Origin of the sequence: Dokdonia sp. 4H-3-7-5, from assembly GCF_000212355.1 — a bacterium.
Classification (GTDB): Bacteria; Bacteroidota; Bacteroidia; order Flavobacteriales; family Flavobacteriaceae; genus Dokdonia.
This window is the reverse complement of the sequence record NC_015496.1, coordinates 1833270-1849162: the sequence shown is the minus strand read 5'-3', so window position 1 is coordinate 1849162 and position 15893 is coordinate 1833270. Positions and strand designations below refer to the sequence as shown.

The 15893-nt window shown below is 37.5% G+C and carries 18 protein-coding genes; 12 read left to right on the top strand and 6 right to left on the bottom strand.

Annotated features, from left to right (window positions below; genetic code table 11):
* Positions 1–41: 41 nt before the first annotated feature.
* The 7 genes from KRODI_RS08150 (at position 42) to KRODI_RS08120 (ending at position 4938) form a co-directional block, all read left to right on the top strand.
* Entirely contained in the window at positions 42–1064 is a 1023-nt protein-coding gene (locus KRODI_RS08150) for an adenosine deaminase (protein ID WP_013751122.1), read from the top strand.
* Between the two features lie 146 nt (positions 1065–1210).
* Entirely contained in the window at positions 1211–1771 is a 561-nt protein-coding gene (locus KRODI_RS08145; protein ID WP_013751121.1) for a hypothetical protein, read from the top strand.
* A gap of 192 nt (positions 1772–1963) precedes the next feature.
* Positions 1964–2527: a TetR/AcrR family transcriptional regulator gene (locus tag KRODI_RS08140; protein ID WP_013751120.1), complete on the top strand. Its 564-nt coding sequence runs from the start codon at positions 1964–1966 to the stop codon at positions 2525–2527.
* 66 nt (positions 2528–2593) lie between these two features.
* Positions 2594–3145: a carboxymuconolactone decarboxylase family protein gene (locus KRODI_RS08135; RefSeq protein WP_013751119.1), complete on the top strand. Its 552-nt coding sequence runs from the start codon at positions 2594–2596 to the stop codon at positions 3143–3145.
* Between the two features lie 71 nt (positions 3146–3216).
* A complete protein-coding gene (locus tag KRODI_RS08130) occupies positions 3217–3945 on the top strand; it encodes an SDR family oxidoreductase (protein WP_013751118.1) in 729 nt (242 codons plus the stop codon).
* 29 nt (positions 3946–3974) lie between these two features.
* A complete protein-coding gene (locus tag KRODI_RS08125; RefSeq protein WP_013751117.1) occupies positions 3975–4289 on the top strand; it encodes an EthD family reductase in 315 nt (104 codons plus the stop codon).
* 4 nt (positions 4290–4293) lie between these two features.
* On the top strand, positions 4294–4938 hold the full coding sequence (locus KRODI_RS08120) for a DsbA family oxidoreductase (RefSeq protein ID WP_041295861.1): 645 nt from the start codon (positions 4294–4296) through the stop codon (positions 4936–4938).
* A 263-nt stretch (positions 4939–5201) separates the two neighbouring features.
* On the opposite strand, the gene yiaA is transcribed toward KRODI_RS08120, so the two are convergent.
* Positions 5202–5663 (bottom strand): inner membrane protein YiaA, encoded by a 462-nt coding sequence (gene yiaA / locus KRODI_RS08115; protein WP_013751115.1) that lies wholly within the window; start codon positions 5661–5663, stop codon positions 5202–5204.
* 152 nt (positions 5664–5815) lie between these two features.
* Between yiaA and KRODI_RS08110 the strand changes: the two genes are divergently transcribed.
* From KRODI_RS08110 to KRODI_RS08100, 3 genes are all read left to right on the top strand, one after another.
* Positions 5816–7288: a hypothetical protein gene (locus KRODI_RS08110; RefSeq protein ID WP_013751114.1), complete on the top strand. Its 1473-nt coding sequence runs from the start codon at positions 5816–5818 to the stop codon at positions 7286–7288.
* 63 nt (positions 7289–7351) lie between these two features.
* A complete protein-coding gene (locus tag KRODI_RS08105) occupies positions 7352–9826 on the top strand; it encodes a zinc-dependent metalloprotease (protein ID WP_013751113.1) in 2475 nt (824 codons plus the stop codon).
* A 233-nt stretch (positions 9827–10059) separates the two neighbouring features.
* The gene (locus KRODI_RS08100; RefSeq protein WP_013751112.1) at positions 10060–10509 is read left to right on the top strand and encodes a hypothetical protein; all 450 of its coding nucleotides are present in this window, start codon (positions 10060–10062) and stop codon (positions 10507–10509) included.
* Positions 10510–10595: 86 nt separating this feature from the next.
* On the opposite strand, the gene KRODI_RS08095 is transcribed toward KRODI_RS08100, so the two are convergent.
* From KRODI_RS08095 to KRODI_RS08075, 5 genes are all read right to left on the bottom strand, one after another.
* A complete protein-coding gene (locus KRODI_RS08095; RefSeq protein ID WP_013751111.1) occupies positions 10596–11102 on the bottom strand; it encodes a hypothetical protein in 507 nt (168 codons plus the stop codon).
* 62 nt (positions 11103–11164) lie between these two features.
* The gene (gene hemL, locus KRODI_RS08090; RefSeq protein WP_013751110.1) at positions 11165–12448 is read right to left on the bottom strand and encodes a glutamate-1-semialdehyde 2,1-aminomutase; all 1284 of its coding nucleotides are present in this window, start codon (positions 12446–12448) and stop codon (positions 11165–11167) included.
* A 77-nt stretch (positions 12449–12525) separates the two neighbouring features.
* Complete coding sequence (locus KRODI_RS08085) at positions 12526–13359, bottom strand: glucosaminidase domain-containing protein (protein WP_013751109.1); 834 nt, start codon at positions 13357–13359, stop codon at positions 12526–12528.
* Positions 13360–13363: 4 nt separating this feature from the next.
* A complete protein-coding gene (locus KRODI_RS08080; RefSeq protein WP_013751108.1) occupies positions 13364–14272 on the bottom strand; it encodes a 1-aminocyclopropane-1-carboxylate deaminase/D-cysteine desulfhydrase in 909 nt (302 codons plus the stop codon).
* A gap of 3 nt (positions 14273–14275) precedes the next feature.
* The gene (locus KRODI_RS08075; RefSeq protein ID WP_013751107.1) at positions 14276–14602 is read right to left on the bottom strand and encodes a hypothetical protein; all 327 of its coding nucleotides are present in this window, start codon (positions 14600–14602) and stop codon (positions 14276–14278) included.
* A gap of 118 nt (positions 14603–14720) precedes the next feature.
* Between KRODI_RS08075 and KRODI_RS15605 the strand changes: the two genes are divergently transcribed.
* Both KRODI_RS15605 and KRODI_RS08070 read left to right on the top strand, forming a co-directional pair.
* Entirely contained in the window at positions 14721–14891 is a 171-nt protein-coding gene (locus KRODI_RS15605; RefSeq protein WP_013751106.1) for a DUF5522 domain-containing protein, read from the top strand.
* A gap of 355 nt (positions 14892–15246) precedes the next feature.
* On the top strand, positions 15247–15813 hold the full coding sequence (locus KRODI_RS08070; protein ID WP_013751105.1) for a DUF4136 domain-containing protein: 567 nt from the start codon (positions 15247–15249) through the stop codon (positions 15811–15813).
* Positions 15814–15893: the final 80 nt, after the last annotated feature.

The following is a 15893-nucleotide window of genomic DNA, read 5'->3' as shown; positions in this document are numbered from 1 at the left end:
ACAAATAACCCTACCTTTGTAGCCACAAAAAAAAAGCTACAATGAATAATACTCCCCTAAGAACCCTTGTACAAGGCATTCCAAAAACAGAACTTCACCTCCATATTGAAGGTAGTTTTGAGCCAGAATTGATGTTTGAGATTGCAAAGCGCAATAACATCACCCTTGCTTATGATTCTATTGAGTCACTTAAAAAGGCATATACATTTAATAACCTTCAAGAGTTTCTAGACATCTACTATACAGGTGCACAAGTACTCTTACACGAGCAAGATTTTTATGATCTTACGTGGGCATATCTTACCAAAGTACATAGTGAGAACGTGGTACACGTAGAGGTGTTCTTTGATCCACAAACACACACAGATCGCGGTGTTCCTTTTAAAACAGTAATCACTGGGATTTACAATGCGCTTGAGAAAGCAAAAAGTGAATACGGTATTACCTATAAACTTATCATGTCTTACTTGAGACACTTAAGCGAGGAAGCTGCTTTTAAAACACTAGAAGAATCACAGCCATACAAAGCGTGGATAGATGGTGTAGGGCTTGACTCTTCTGAGCAAGGAAATCCCCCTAGTAAATTTAAAAACGTATTTGAAGCCTCGGCAAAAGAAGGTTACAAACTAGTTGCACACGCCGGTGAAGAAGGCCCAGCAGATTATATTTGGGAAGCACTTGACGTACTAAACGTTGTGCGTATAGATCACGGTAATCGCTGCCTAAGTGATGACACCCTTGTGGAGCGTCTTGTAAAAGAGCAAATTCCGTTAACGCTTTGCCCTACTAGTAATGTAGCGCTTAAAGTGATTGACAAGATGGAAGAACACCCAGTAGCACAGATGCTAGATAAAGGGATTCTTGCGACGATACACTCTGATGATCCAGCATATTTTGGCGGATACATGAATGAGAACTACTACCAGACAGCAAGTGCCTTAAACTTATCTAAGGAGCACATCATGCAACTTGCTATCAATGGTTTTAAAGCAAGCTGGCTTACCGAAGATGAGAAAGCAGCACACATCACAAAGGTGAAAGCATACTTTGCTTCTATAGATTAAGTATTTTAATAAGGTTGCGCTTTTGCAAGAGCGCAACCTTATTTCTATCGTTCTGTAAGGGACATCTTACCACCAATCACCACCACCTAAGAGACTGATAACTCAATCTTTATAGCTATTTTTGAAGTAACTTAAATAGGAATACTATGGAGGTAATAAAAATTATATTCTTTGCGCTTGGCACTTTCTTTGGCGTTGACGATAGTACCATTGTGGCAGAAGAAACTGCGGTACACATTGACATAGCAGAACAAATTATAACGGTAGATCAACAGAATGTTTTTGCACTCGTAAGCAATGAAAAAGACAGCCTAAAGATTAGAAACACCCTCTACAGAATAGGAAATGCACAAGCACAAGAAAAGCGCCTTACCTTAAAGGAAAAGTTTGACACCTACGCTTGGTCCACTTCTGAAATAGTGAGCCGTAAAGAAGCAAAGCAACTTGATATTAAACTCAAGTTCAAATATGTTAGTAAGGAGCAGCTTAAAGATTTTGGAATAGACTACGTAGAAAAAGATAGCTCCTATGCTATTATTAATATCCCAGCGTGGAATATTAAAACCACTAATGGAGCACTGCGAGATAATTACTGGTACTTTAAGGACAGTATTTCTTTCACCCTTTCACCTGCTAAGGATATGCCTAAAAAATACCTTCCTCTTAAGAAAGGCTTGTATAATTATTGGGAGCAGGTAAAACCATAAGCATAGATTTTAAGAATTGTTGTTACGCTTTCGCGAAAGCGTAATTACCCACCATCACTACCTATCACCTACAATCCTCATCATCTATATGATGGGGATTTTCTATTTATAATACGGCCATTACATAAATAATTGTTAAACCCTTTTTAATTACTAAACGGTTGGTTAGTTTTGCACAGTAATAAGAAACAAGTGGCTAGAAAAAAGAATTATGATGAGCGTGAAGTAGTCGAAAAGGCTATGAATCTGTTCTGGAAAAATACCTACGAGTCTACCTCTATGCAAATGCTAGAGAAGGAGATGGGTATTAATAAATTCTCAATCTATGCGAGTTTTGGAAATAAGCACGGTCTGTTTATGGCAAGCTTAGCTTATTACAAAGAAAAGGTAGGCGCTATCATTAAGAAGTTTGCTAGCGGTACAAACGGAGTGCAAGATATCAAGCAGTTTTTTATAGACTCTGTGACCATCATTGACCGCGACGGATCGCGCAACGGATGCCTACTTACAAATACCTATAACGAGTTTGCAGCAAGTGAAGACGCTGTGATTCAAGAAGAGATGAATTCCTTTATGAGTAGTATAAAGGAGCTTTTTATTGAAAAACTGAGAATGGACGGTAGTAAAGATGAAGAAACCATTATGCGAGAAGCAAATTTTCTTTTACTAGCCAAACATGGCCTAGCAGCTGCCTCACGAGTAAATACAACACAAGAGATTGAAGATTACATAGAGATGACGTTTAAAAACATCTAACTATTTTTTTACCCTAAAACTAAACGAACGTTTAGATATAATTAACATAAATTAAAAATTGCTATTATGACAACATTAAAAGTTCACAACATCGAGAGTGCTCCACAAGAGAGTAAGCCATTATTAGAAAATTCTTTAAAGTCTTTCGGGATGCTTCCAGGATTACACGGAGTGCTTGCTGAGTCTCCACAGATCTTAAAAGCATACCAAGAGCTACATGAGTTATTTACAAACTCTTCATTTAACGCAGACGAGTTAACGGTAGTATGGCAAACAATTAACGTAGAGCATGCATGTCACTACTGCGTACCAGCACACACAGGTATAGCAAAAATGATGAAAGTAGATGACGCAATCATCGAGGCTTTACGTAACGAGACTCCACTAGAAGATGCAAAACTAGAAGCACTACGTACATTCACTTTATCGCTTACACGTAACCGTGGTAACGTTTCTCAAGAAGATCTTACTGCATTTTATGCAGCTGGATATGGAGAAAGACAAGTGCTAGATATCATCTTAGGATTATCTCAAAAAGTAATAAGTAACTACACAAATCACATCGCAAACACACCTGTAGATGCTGCATTTGAGAAGTTTGCTTGGGAGAAAAAATAAGTAACTCCCCTAACTTAATTAATAATAAGCCTTCCTCAATATTGTAGGAAGGCTTCTTTAAAACAAATCATATGAGTATTTCAATAGAAAATAAAGTAGCATTAGTCACTGGCGCAAATAGAGGTATTGGTAAAGCGATTGTGGAGTCATTTTTAGACCACGGAGCAAAGAAAGTATATCTAGCGGTACGTGATACAAACTCTACAAAAGAACTAGAAGAAAAGTATGGTGATAAAGTAGTCACTTTGCAAGCAGATGTGTCAAACACAGCCTCTATAAAAACACTAGCAGAACACGCTACAGATGTAGATGTAGTAGTAAACAATGCAGGTATAGGGACACCACAGTCTATCATAAGTGATGATGTAGAAGAAGATTTTCTTAATCAGCTACAGGTAAATGCTTTTGGATTAGTACGTGTTGCAAACGCTTTCGCGAAAACGTTAGAAAGCAACAAAGGAGCGCTTGTACAATTGAACTCTATTGCTTCTATCAAAAACTTCTCTCAACTCTCTACATACTCTGCATCAAAAGCAGCATCGTATTCTTTGACACAAGGAATTCGCACAGAGTTAAGTCCGCGAGGAATTAATGTACTAAGTGTACACCCAGGACCAGTAGATACAGATATGGCAGAAAAGGCAGGCTTTGAAAATGGAGCTACAACTTCCGAAATTTCTGAAGGAATTGTAAGCGCATTAAAAGCTGGAGATTTTCACTTATTTCCAGATGACATGGCAAAGCAGTTTGAAAAAGAATATCAAAACTTTTCTGACAACATCGTAACTTCAGATTTTTAAGAAGTACCATCACACTAAAAACATAGATCATGATAAAAGTATCTGTAATGTACCCTAATAGTGAGCGTGTAAAATTTGACACCGACTATTATAAAAATAGCCACTTACCTATGATTCAAGAATCACTAGGTGACGCATTAAAGGGATTAGAATTAGAAGTAGGAATTGCTGGAAGAGCGCCTGGAGAGCTTGCACCTTATGTAGCGATTGCTCATTTAAAATTTGATAGTGTTGCTTCTTTCCAAGAAAGCTTTGCGCCACACCAAGAGAAGTTTGCAGCAGATGTTGAAAACTACAGCAACGTGCAAGGAGAATTACAAATAAGTGAAATCATAGCTTTGTAAAATGATGAAAGAAAAATTAAAAATAGATATCGTCTCAGATGTAGTTTGCCCATGGTGTACCGTAGGTTACAAACGACTTGAAAAAGCAATATCAGAACTTGGTATTGAAGACCAAGTAGAGATAGAGTGGCAACCGTTTGAGTTAAACCCTCAAATGCCTGCCGAAGGTCAAAACGTAGATGAGCATATCACAGAAAAATATGGATCAACGGCAGCGCAACAAAAAGAGTCTAAACAACGACTAGTAGATGCTGGAAATGAGCTTGGCTTTACCTTTGACTATTTTGACGACATGAGAATTGTAAACACTTTTGATGCACATGTATTATTAGAGTATGCAAAGAAATTTGACAAGCAAACAGCATTAAAAATGCGACTTACCGCTTCTTACTTTAGTGAACGTAAAGATGTATCACAAAGAGATGTCTTAAAACAAGCACTTCTTGATGTAGGCTTAAATGCAGAGGAAGGTATTGCTTTACTTGAAAATGAAGAAGCTCGTTATGATGTAAGAACGCAACAAGGTTACTGGAAGAACTTAGGTGTAAACTCAGTTCCTACCATTGTTTTTAATAGAAAAAGTGCAGTTACTGGAGCACAACCTGTAGATTTATTTAAGAAAGTACTCTCCGAACTTATTGCCGAATAAAAGGATATAGTTCAACATTCTTTAGAAATAGCTTTTCCCTAAGAGCATTTTTAAAGATCAAAGAACCCGTACATAGTGCTTAAAAGGTGTAGTGTGCGGGTTTTTACTTTTGGTACAGCGAGGATATATTCAGGTAATTACGTTTTCGCGAAAGCGTAAATAAACAGCTTCCCTCACTGTTCATATAAAAACCCAATACTCCCTAAGAAGCATTGGGTTTTATCAAACAACAAAAGGCGACACCCGAGGGATGTCGCTTTTTGCTAGTTGTCATTAAGACTATCTATAAATTTTACATCTCTCGTGTTCTTTTGTACCGCTATGGCCGAAAACAGACTTAATGTAAAAGACATTCCATAAAATCCTTTCTCACTTAAATCTAGATCTGCATTCCATAAACCTACCACGAGTAATAAAATAGAGACGATGGTGACAAACCAACTTATACCATAATAAATATCTGTTACTGGCACTCCTTCTAGTCGATCTCTCACGCTTTTTTGTACAGACACTACAGCAAATAGTCCAAATAATAATACGGTAAAGTAATATCCCTTTTCATTGAGGTACATATCTGCGTTCCATAGTCCTACACAAAAGGATATTATCCCCACAAATAATGCACTCCATGATGCACTTATAAAAGCTCCTGTAGGCTTGTTTGAAAATGGTTCTTTCTTTTTACTCTTCTTTTCTGTTACTTGTGTTTCAAATTGATTTTCCATGATTGTTGTTGTTTGATTACGGAACAAAGATGCAGCTATGTAGCAGCTAATAAAATCAAATATTTCAACAATACTTATGATATCAATAGAATAAAATATTCTTTAACTACTATATTACCTATCTTTAAAACAAATAAACCTTACGATTTAAAATGGACATCACGGCTATCATACAATCTTTCTCTACAGAGGGCAGTAAGTTATTCAAGGCCTATTTACGTTCAAAAAATAGAAGATCAGACACAAAGAATCTCACATTATACAACCTTATAAGAAAGGGAACGCCTCTTAAGGATATAGATATCTTACTATATGGAAGCCCAAATCGTAATGCGTATCATGCGCTATCAAAAAGGCTACAAGACAGTCTCATTGATTTTATAGCCACTCAAAATTTTGAAAATGAAACCTCAGATGATATGCAGGTTTTTAAATGGATACTCGCAGCACGTATTCTCTATGAGCAAGATCTCCATAAACCTGCACAAAAACTCTTAAAAAAAGCGACTCAAAAAGCAAAAGATCTTGATTTACACACGGCTCTTATTGAAAGTTACCACACCCAGTTCCAATACAGTCACCTTCATCCAGAGGTAGATTTACAAGAGCTCACACAAGCCGCACAACTAAACCAACAGCGATTTATACAGCAAGAGCAACTCAACATGGCATATGCACACATCAAGCGCATACTCATATTTGATGAACATCTATTAAAGAAAGGGATACAGAAAACGGTAGAAGAGATACTCGCTGCTTTTCATATTGAAATCAACGAGACCTTCACATTTAAATCTCTGTACCAGCTGCTAGAGATTATAAACACCGCAGCACACTTAGATCACAATTTTGGCGAGGCACTGCCTTTTATCACACACACTTATAATCTCATAAAGAAGAAGGAAAACGTTCAAGAAAAGCAACGCTTTTATCACATCCAGGTGCTCTACTTTATGGCAAATGCTCACTTTAGAGTGCGCGATTTTGCACAAGCAACGCATTATCTCTCGTTGATGAATACCGAGATGAATGCTGAAAATGGAAAGTGGGAGTCCCGCTTTCGCGAAAATTTGCTTCTCATAAACTCCTTCGTTTTAAATTACAGTGGTACTTCCTCTCTTGCTATTACCGCCATTGACAACCACATCTCAACATCAACAAAGAAGGTTGATCCAGATGTATTGCTCGCACAAGTAGTCTTTCTCACACAGCAAGGCGAGCACAAAGCTGCTTTAAGTATGCTTAATAAATTTAAACATACCGATAGTTGGTATGAGGAACGACTAGGCATAGACTGGATGATTAAAAGAGATTTATTGTCATTAATCATTTACTATGAGCTAGAATATATTGACCTCGTGCACTCACAACTACGTAGTTTCAAACGGAAATACAAAAAGATCATCCTTTCGGAAGTGAGATTGGAACGCTTTATAAAAGTGTTTAGTCAGATTTTTAATGACCCGACTATTGTGAAGGAATCAAATTTTCGCGAAAGCGTAATGAATCAATTTACCGTAGCGTCCTTAAAAAATGAAGATATTTTTATGGTGAGTTTCTTTGCGTGGATAAAGGCTACGCTAGATAATACAAAACTTTATGAGACTACACTTGCCTTGTTATGATTTCCTTAACAATATAGGGAGCTGCTGGTCTGTACCTTTTACCCACCAAAAAAGGTCAACCGAATGAAAAGAAAATTATCCTATGTGATGGCAACCCTATTTGCCATTACTATCGCAAGTTGTAGCACGTCACAATCTAAAGTTGCCAGCAAGGCAAGTGCTTCAAAATCAAAAGCAAAAGACAGTAAAAATGCCATTAAACCTTATGGCAAAGTCATCACAAAAGATGCAAAGACTGATGAAGGTCTTTTTACTGTACACAAACTAGATGACAAATATTTTTACGAGATCCCAGATTCACTTATGGGTCGTGAGATGCTCATGGTGACTCGTATTGCAAAAACTGCAGGAGGCTTAGGCTTTGGTGGTGGAAAACAAAACACTTCTGTGTTACGTTGGGAAGTAAAAGATAAAAAAGTATTATTACGTGTGGTATCACACCAAGTATATGCTGCAGACTCACTTCCTATTTCTGAGGCTGTAAAGAACAGTAACTTTGAGCCTGTTTTATACGCTTTTGATGTAAAGGCTTATAAGAAGGATTCTGTATCTGGAAACAAAAATATTGTTATTGATGCTAGTCCGTTATTTGAGACAGATGTTAAGCCTCTAGGTTTACCACAAAGAAGCCGTAAAGACTTAAAAGTGACGAAGCTTGACGGAAAACGATCTTACATAGACACAATAAGAAGCTACCCGCAAAATATTGAGGTGCGTAGTGTAAAAACATATAGTGGTAGCGCTTTGCCGTCTAATAATGCAACGGGAACACTCTCATTAATGATGAGCAACTCTATGATCTTATTACCAAAAGAGCCTATGCAACGCCGTATGTTTGACGAGCGTGTAGGGTGGTTTGGACGTGGTCAAACAGATTATGGTCTAGACTTACAAAAGAGTAAAACTATACGTTACCTAGACAGATGGAGACTTGAGGTAAAAGACGAAGATCTTGCTGCCTTTAATCGCGGTGAGCTTGTAGAGCCTAAAAAACAAATCGTTTATTATATAGATCGTGCTACTCCAAAGAAATGGGTGCCATATATCAAACAAGGTATAGAAGACTGGCAAGTAGCTTTTGAAGCTGCAGGTTTTAAAAACGCCATCATCGCTGCCGATCCTCCATCTGTAGAGGAAGATCCAGACTGGAGTCCAGAAGATGTCCGTTATAGTGTAGTACGTTACCTAGCTTCTCCTATTCCTAATGCAAATGGGCCTCACGTAAGTGATCCACGTTCTGGAGAGATTTTAGAAAGTGATATTAACTGGTACCACAATGTAATGACATTATTACACAACTGGTATTTTGTACAGACAGCAGCTATCAACCCAGAAGCTCGTAGCAACGAATTTAAAGATGAAATCATGGGACGATTAATTCGTTTTGTGAGTTCGCACGAAGTAGGTCACACACTCGGACTTCCACACAACATGGGAAGTAGTGTTGCTTATGCGGTAGATGATTTACGTGATCCTGAGTTTACTAAAAAATATGGAACTGCACCATCTATCATGGATTATGCACGTTTTAATTATGTAGCACAACCAGGAGATGGTGATGTAGCCTTAATGCCTAACATAGGTATTTACGATAAATATGCTATCAATTGGGGTTACCGCCCTATCCCATCTGCAAAAAGTGCAGAAGACGAGAAGAAAACACTAGACAGCTGGATTCTTGAACATGCGGGAGATCCTATGTACCGTTTTGGAAGACAACAAAGAGGTGTGATTGATCCTAGTTCACAAACAGAAGACCTAGGTGATGATGCTATGAAAGCAAGTACATATGGTATTGCAAACCTCAAACGTATAGTTCCTAACCTTATCGAGTGGACAGCAGAAGAAGGTCAAAACTACGATGAGCTAGATAAAATGTATGGTCAAGTACTATCACAATACAACCGTTACATGGGCCACGTTGCTGGTAACGTAGGTGGTGTATATGAAATGTATAAAACGTATGATCAAGAAGGAGCGGTATACACACATGTACCAAAAGCAAAACAAAAAGAAGCATTAGATTTCTTACAGACACAACTCTTTGACACACCAGAGTGGTTACTAGACAATAACATTTTTGACAAGATTGAAAATGCTGGAAGTGTAGAACGAGTAAGAGGTTTCCAGACTAGAACACTTAACAACCTTCTAGACTTTGGACGTATGGCTCGTATGCTTGAAAACGAAGCATTAAACGATGCAGATGCATACTCACTAGTTACTATGATGTCTGACCTAAGAGCTGGTTTATTCTCAGAGTTGAGAAGCCGCCAGGCGATAGATATTTACCGTCGTAACTTACAGCGTGCATATGTAGAACGTCTTGCGTTTATCATGACAGAAGATCAAAGTGGTGGTCGTTTCTTTAGCGGGACTAGAGTTAATGTAGGTCAGAGTGATATACGTGCCGTAGTACGTGCAGAACTTAAAGATCTTAAACGTGATTTACAAAACAACCGACTTAGAGACCGTATGAGCCGCATACACTCAGAAGATCTTGTAGAGCGTATCAACATGATACTTGATCCTAAGTAATACTTACAATAGTTTACTTTTTAAAACAGCCAGCAATCGTATGATTGCTGGCTGTTTTTTTTGGTTCATTTTTAGGATGTCAATTTCTTATTTAAACAGATGATTTATAGGGTTACGCTTTCGCGAAAGCGTGCTTTGACAAAATCATAACAAAGTCACAAAAAATTATAATCATTAAACCTTCCTCTTTTTTTAGGGTCATATAAGTGTTCAACAATTAAAAAATAGAAAAAATGAAAAAGTTAATGATGATGTTTCTAGTACTTGCGACCGTATCAATGTCTGCACAAAGAGGCCCAAGATCTGGAGAAGAAAGAAGAGGTAATGACATGACCGCAGAACAAGTTGCTACACTTAGTACAAAGAAGATGACACTTGCACTTGCACTAGACGATAACCAGTCTAAAAAAGTGTATACCGTACTTCTTGATCAAGCAAAAGATCGCAAAGCGATGCAAGCAGAGCGCAAGGCAAATAAAGAAAAGCCAGCGCTTACAAAAGAGCAACGCTACGCAATGCAGAATGAGCGTCTAGATAAGCAGATTGCTATGCAAGAAAAAATGCAAAGTATCTTAACAGAAGACCAATTCAAGCAGTTTAAAAGAATGAATGCTAAGAGAAAAGGAAAGCGTGGTGACAAAGGAAAAAGAGGTCACAAAGAATCACGCAGAGGGGATAAATAATTTTGATTGATTGGTTTATTTTTAGATTGAAAACGGCATCCTTGATTGGGATGCCGTTTTTATTTAATAGTAACTTTGATAAATGATTAAGGTTGTTCTCCTTCTAGAATTTTTGAGAAGTCAGTTATATCTGCTTCTGTATATTCTCCAACTCTCAACATAAATGAACCCTTTTCATTAATCATCATAAGAGCATAACAATGTCTTCCACTTTTTAAGTTAAACGTTTTGGTGAAAAAATCATCCTTGTCCTCATAAAAGTCTTTTCTAGACTTTGTAAGCTTTCTTAATAGATTATCTTCAAGCGAGATGTAAATATTTGTGACATTTTTCAATGCTAATTTCCTATAAAACTCATCATTCCAATCATTATCAATTACTCGATATTGATTGCGCGGACAGGTGCTTAAAAATGTTTTAAAAGTAATAATAAGCTTGGTGCCTGCTTTCCAATTATAGTTTTCCTTCAGAAATGCCAGTTTATGTTCAGGTATGGAACCTTCAAAAACAAATTCACTTCTTCTATCTACTTGTGCATGGCCTTCAATTGAGAAAGAAAACAATACAAGAACTAATACGATAATATTTTTCATGTCTATAAAATGAGATAAAAAACTTATTTGAGATTGAGAGCTACACTTTTAATGATTACGTCTTACAACGTCTTCCCCACCTTTGCTACTGCAGCAATCGTCTCATCAAGATCTTCGTAAGAGAGAGCGTCATTTAAAAACCAGCTTTCATAGGCACTTGGTGCAATGTAAATACCTTCTTCAAGTAATCCATGGAAGAATTTCTTAAACGTATCATTATCACCCACCGCAGCCGATTTGAAATCTGTCACTGCACCTTCGGCAAAGTGTACAGAAATCATTGAGCCAATTCGGTTTATAGTAAAGGTAACTCCGCTATCAGTTAAGGCTTTATCTATTCCTTTATGCAAATACTCCGTTTTCTTTGCTAAGCTTTCAAAAACATCACTATTATTTAACTCTGTAAGCATGGCTAGACCGGCAGCCATCGCTAGCGGATTTCCACTTAAGGTTCCTGCTTGATATACTGGTCCTTCTGGAGCAAGGTGACTCATTATTTCTGTGCGAGCTGCAAAAGCTCCTACAGGCAGTCCACCACCTATTACTTTTCCGAAAGTGACAATATCTGCACGAACATTCATAAGCTCTTGCACACCTCCTTTTGCTAGTCTAAATCCTGTCATTACCTCATCAAAAATGAGTAGCGCACCATGTGCGTCACATAGCTCACGTAATCCTTGTAAAAATCCTTCGGCTGGAAGGATACATCCCATGTTACCTGCAACAGGTTCTATAATGATTGCAGCAATCTCACCCGGATTTGCTTCAAAAAGTTCTTTTACGTTATCTAGGTTATTATAATCTGCCAGTAAGGTGTCTTTTGCTGTACCAGCGGTTACTCCTGGACTATTAGGAGAACCAAAGGTTACCGCTCCACTTCCCGCTTGTATAAGAAATGAGTCTGAGTGACCGTGGTAACAACCTGCAAATTTGATAATCTTCTCTCTTCCTGAGAATCCGCGAGCAAGACGCACTGCACTCATGCAAGCTTCTGTACCACTATTTACAAAGCGTATTTTATCAATACCTGGCACCATAGAAATGGCAAGCTCGGCTATTTTTGTTTCTATCTCTGTAGGCATCCCAAAGGAAGTTCCTTTTTGTGCCTTTTCTACAACAGCATCTACCACAGGTTTATGCGCATGACCTAAAATCATAGGTCCCCATGAAGCGATGTAATCAATAAGTCTGCGTCCATCTTCATCATATAAATAAGCTCCCTTTGCTTCTTTTACAAATACAGGATCTCCTCCTACAGATTTAAAAGCTCTTACGGGACTATTTACTCCTCCTGGTATTACTTTTTGAGCTGCTACAAAAAGCTCACTACTTCTTTTATAAATCATCTAAAAATGCTGTTTATTGTCTGTACATTTTGCATTGCACAGTTATGTACTTTTTTGTTATTAAAGAATTTGAAGCCTTAATACCCTCTATCAAAAGGTTTGATAAAAAGAACTTGACCCTCAAAGATCTGATCACTATCGATACCATTCCATTTTTTAAGTTCTGGCACCGTTATATTATATTTACGAGAAATGCGGTAAAGCGTTTCACCCTTTTGTACGGTATGTTGATTATTATTGTCTGTAACTTTCTTATAATCTGCAACATCTTTTCCTAAAACTTCCCCATCATAACGGTACAGCTCGTAACGCTCTACTAAGCTAATTAGTTTTTGAGGATATTTCTTATCTGTTGCATAACCAGCAGCGCGCAAGCCTTCTGCCCAACCCTTATAATCATCCTTAGGTAGCTTAAAAAGATCTGTATAACGTTTTCTTCCTGTCAAAAATAAGGAGTGATCTCTGTAAGAAAATTTAGGTAAACTATACTTTCTAAAGCATTCTCCCTTTTCATCGTCATCATGATAAACAGTCTGACCTTTCCAGTCGTGACACTTAATACCAAAGTGGTTATTTGCTTTTAAAACTAGTTCTCCTTTTCCCGCTCCAGATTCAAGAATACCTTGCGCTAGTGTAATACTAGCTGGGATGCCATACAATTCCATTTCTTCCTTAGCAATATCTGCAAAAGCATCTATATATCCATTAACACCACCTTTAGGAACTGGATTTACACCATTATCAAGATTGTTATCTGGAGTAGCAGCTTCAGCTACTTTTGGAGATGGCTGCCTTCTCTCGATGGTACGTGTAGTTTTTGTTCTTTTTTTTGAACGTGTGGCTTTTTTAGAACCACCACAGCTTACGGACAGTATTCCTATAATCAAGAGTATGGTAAAACGTTTCAACATAAAATTAGTGTATCAGTGGAAGCCCTTTTTTGGCTAGCTGGATATTCATTCCTGCAATTCCTTGTAAACCTCCCGTATGAACGGCTAAAATACGAGAATTCTCGCGGAAATACCCACCTTTCATAAGCTCTGAAATGCCATAAAGCATCTTACCCGTATAAATAGGATCTAGTAAAACTTGATGCTCAGCGTGAAATTCATTTATAAAGCTCACGAGATCACCATTCACCTTTGCATATCCCCCAAAATGATAGTCGGCAATAATCTCCCACTGCTCATTTTTTGCATATTTTCTCACCTCATCTGCTACCCAATCTCCTTTGAGAGCTGGAAACCCCAATGCCTTCTGGTGCGGCTTCAGGCTATTTATAATGCCAGAAATAGTTCCTGTTGTTCCTATGGGGCAGCATATATAGTCAAAGCATGTATCATCTTCAGTTAAGATTTCTTCACAACCTTTAATAGCGAGATCATTGGTTCCGCCTTCGGGAATTATAAACGGATTATTAAAGGTTTTTGTTATGCTTCCGCGAAAGTGTACCTCATCTTTTTCTCGGTATTCTTCTCTTGATATAAAGTGAAATTTCATCCCACACTCATATGCAAATGCCAGCGTAGGATTGCTTTCAAGCGTCTTAGCAAGATTAACACCTAGCTCTTCTCCGCGTATAACACCTATAGTTTTAAAACCTTCTAATTGCCCAGCCGCAGCTGTAGCAGCAATATGGTTTGAGTAAGCGCCTCCAAAAGTGAGTAAGGTTTCAAAACCATCTTCTCGGGCTTGTATAAGGTTATATTTAAGTTTTCTAAACTTGTTTCCAGAAACTGTAGGATGCAGTAAGTCTTCCCTTTTAATAGAAAGGGAGCGTCCATTTGTTTCTGAAATAAATTGATTTTCTGAAGTAAGATTCACGGGTTAAAGATACGCTAGAAAACTCCAAAAAGGACGATTTTCTAGATAGCTAAGCTCGCACTCACGAGCATAAGCCTCTCTTTCAAAACTTATATTAAGGTAAGCCACATAGTTATCCCTATATTGTATAAGTCTTATAAAATACTCTATTACATACCATATAAAAAATGGCAGCACAAGCATTTCTGCTTGCTGTCTAATGTGGATTTTCTCGTGATTAATAAATACAATATCCTCCTTAAGTTCTGGAGTGCGCATCACAATAAATGGCCAGAGGGTTACTCCCACAAAGCGTTTGCGCAATAAATACTTATTTACAATTAAAAACATAGGTCAAAAATAAATTAATTGTAACATACAATATCTTAAGATCTACTTAATACTTGTACGTTATTACTAATACTATAGACGTTATTCAAAGTCTATGCCGTATCCTTATCTTTGTAATATGTCCTACTTAAAAAAACATATCCCTATAGAAGATGGCGATTACTACCTAACGCCAGAGGGCTACAAATGTTTTACAGAACAATATCACCTTAAACGTGGTTATTGCTGTGAGAGCGGTTGCCGTCATTGTCCGTATGGGTATAGCAAGAAAACCAACAGCCAGAACTAAGTTCTTTTAAAAGTAAATAAAGGTATTATATACAGTACGCTTTCGCGAAAAATTCTACACACCAATTACTACATTTTAGTTACATATATTCCATCACCTTGTTGATGAGACCAATGTGCTTATCTTAAACAGCCATTTTGGTACGATAATTGATAATTTTAATAATCTGAAAGATGCTTAAAATCAATCATTTTATACTAGACAAATAAAAGAAGTGTTTGGTAAAGCAGGATAAGTGACTAAAGGATTGTTACCTTATAGAACAATCACCTTATGATTACGACCCTAATCTTGCAGCAGTATTATCAATTTTTGTGCAGAACCGCTTATAAATAATCTTTAAAAACAAACTACTATGAAAGCACTTAGACTTTTACCATTGCTAGGAGCCGTACTCTTACTGGCTTCATGTAGCACTGTGCGCGTAGCTTCTGACTACGACAAAGAAACAAACTTTAACGAGTACAAAACCTTTGCTTTTTACAAACCAGGAATAGACAAAGCAGAGATTTCTGATCTAGATAAAAAACGTGTTCTCCGCGCTATTGAATCTGAGATGATGGCAAAAGGTTTTACAAAATCTGAAAATCCTACGGTGCTTGTAAGCATATTTACAAAAGCTAAAGAACGTATTGATGTGTACCAAAACAACTTTGGCTTCCGAGGAGGTTGGGGAGGTTTCTGGGGACCATGGGGAGGCCCTTGGGGCTGGAATGGTGGTTTTAATAACAATACCGTTGCAAGATCTACTCAGGGTACTTTATACATTGACTTAATAGACGCAAATAAAAATCAGCTTATCTGGCAAGGTCAAGGTACAGCACCACTAGTTACTGGCGACGTAGATAAGCGTGAAGAACGCATTAATCTTATCGTTCAAGAAATTTTAGGTGTATATCCTCCACAAGTAGTAGGAAATTAAAACATTGTTTGAATTAGCCCTTAAACTTAAAAAGCACCCCTAGGGGTGCTTTTTTAATATATAAAGTTTCTGACTGGTAT

Bases quoted from the DNA above. Each gene is read 5' to 3' on its own strand.
- KRODI_RS08150 (WP_013751122.1), top strand. From the start codon at position 42: ATGAATAATACTCCCCTAAGAACCCTTGTACAAGGCATTCCAAAAACA.
- KRODI_RS08145 (WP_013751121.1), top strand. From the start codon at position 1,211: ATGGAGGTAATAAAAATTATATTCTTTGCGCTTGGCACTTTCTTTGGC.
- KRODI_RS08135 (WP_013751119.1), top strand. From the start codon at position 2,594: ATGACAACATTAAAAGTTCACAACATCGAGAGTGCTCCACAAGAGAGT.
- KRODI_RS08130 (WP_013751118.1), top strand. From the start codon at position 3,217: ATGAGTATTTCAATAGAAAATAAAGTAGCATTAGTCACTGGCGCAAAT.
- KRODI_RS08125 (WP_013751117.1), top strand. From the start codon at position 3,975: ATGATAAAAGTATCTGTAATGTACCCTAATAGTGAGCGTGTAAAATTT.
- KRODI_RS08120 (WP_041295861.1), top strand. From the start codon at position 4,294: ATGAAAGAAAAATTAAAAATAGATATCGTCTCAGATGTAGTTTGCCCA.
- yiaA (WP_013751115.1), bottom strand. From the start codon at position 5,663: ATGGAAAATCAATTTGAAACACAAGTAACAGAAAAGAAGAGTAAAAAG.
- KRODI_RS08110 (WP_013751114.1), top strand. From the start codon at position 5,816: ATGGACATCACGGCTATCATACAATCTTTCTCTACAGAGGGCAGTAAG.
- KRODI_RS08105 (WP_013751113.1), top strand. From the start codon at position 7,352: ATGAAAAGAAAATTATCCTATGTGATGGCAACCCTATTTGCCATTACT.
- KRODI_RS08100 (WP_013751112.1), top strand. From the start codon at position 10,060: ATGAAAAAGTTAATGATGATGTTTCTAGTACTTGCGACCGTATCAATG.
- KRODI_RS08095 (WP_013751111.1), bottom strand. From the start codon at position 11,102: ATGAAAAATATTATCGTATTAGTTCTTGTATTGTTTTCTTTCTCAATT.
- hemL (WP_013751110.1), bottom strand. From the start codon at position 12,448: ATGATTTATAAAAGAAGTAGTGAGCTTTTTGTAGCAGCTCAAAAAGTA.
- KRODI_RS08085 (WP_013751109.1), bottom strand. From the start codon at position 13,359: ATGTTGAAACGTTTTACCATACTCTTGATTATAGGAATACTGTCCGTA.
- KRODI_RS08075 (WP_013751107.1), bottom strand. From the start codon at position 14,602: ATGTTTTTAATTGTAAATAAGTATTTATTGCGCAAACGCTTTGTGGGA.
- KRODI_RS15605 (WP_013751106.1), top strand. From the start codon at position 14,721: ATGTCCTACTTAAAAAAACATATCCCTATAGAAGATGGCGATTACTAC.
- KRODI_RS08070 (WP_013751105.1), top strand. From the start codon at position 15,247: ATGAAAGCACTTAGACTTTTACCATTGCTAGGAGCCGTACTCTTACTG.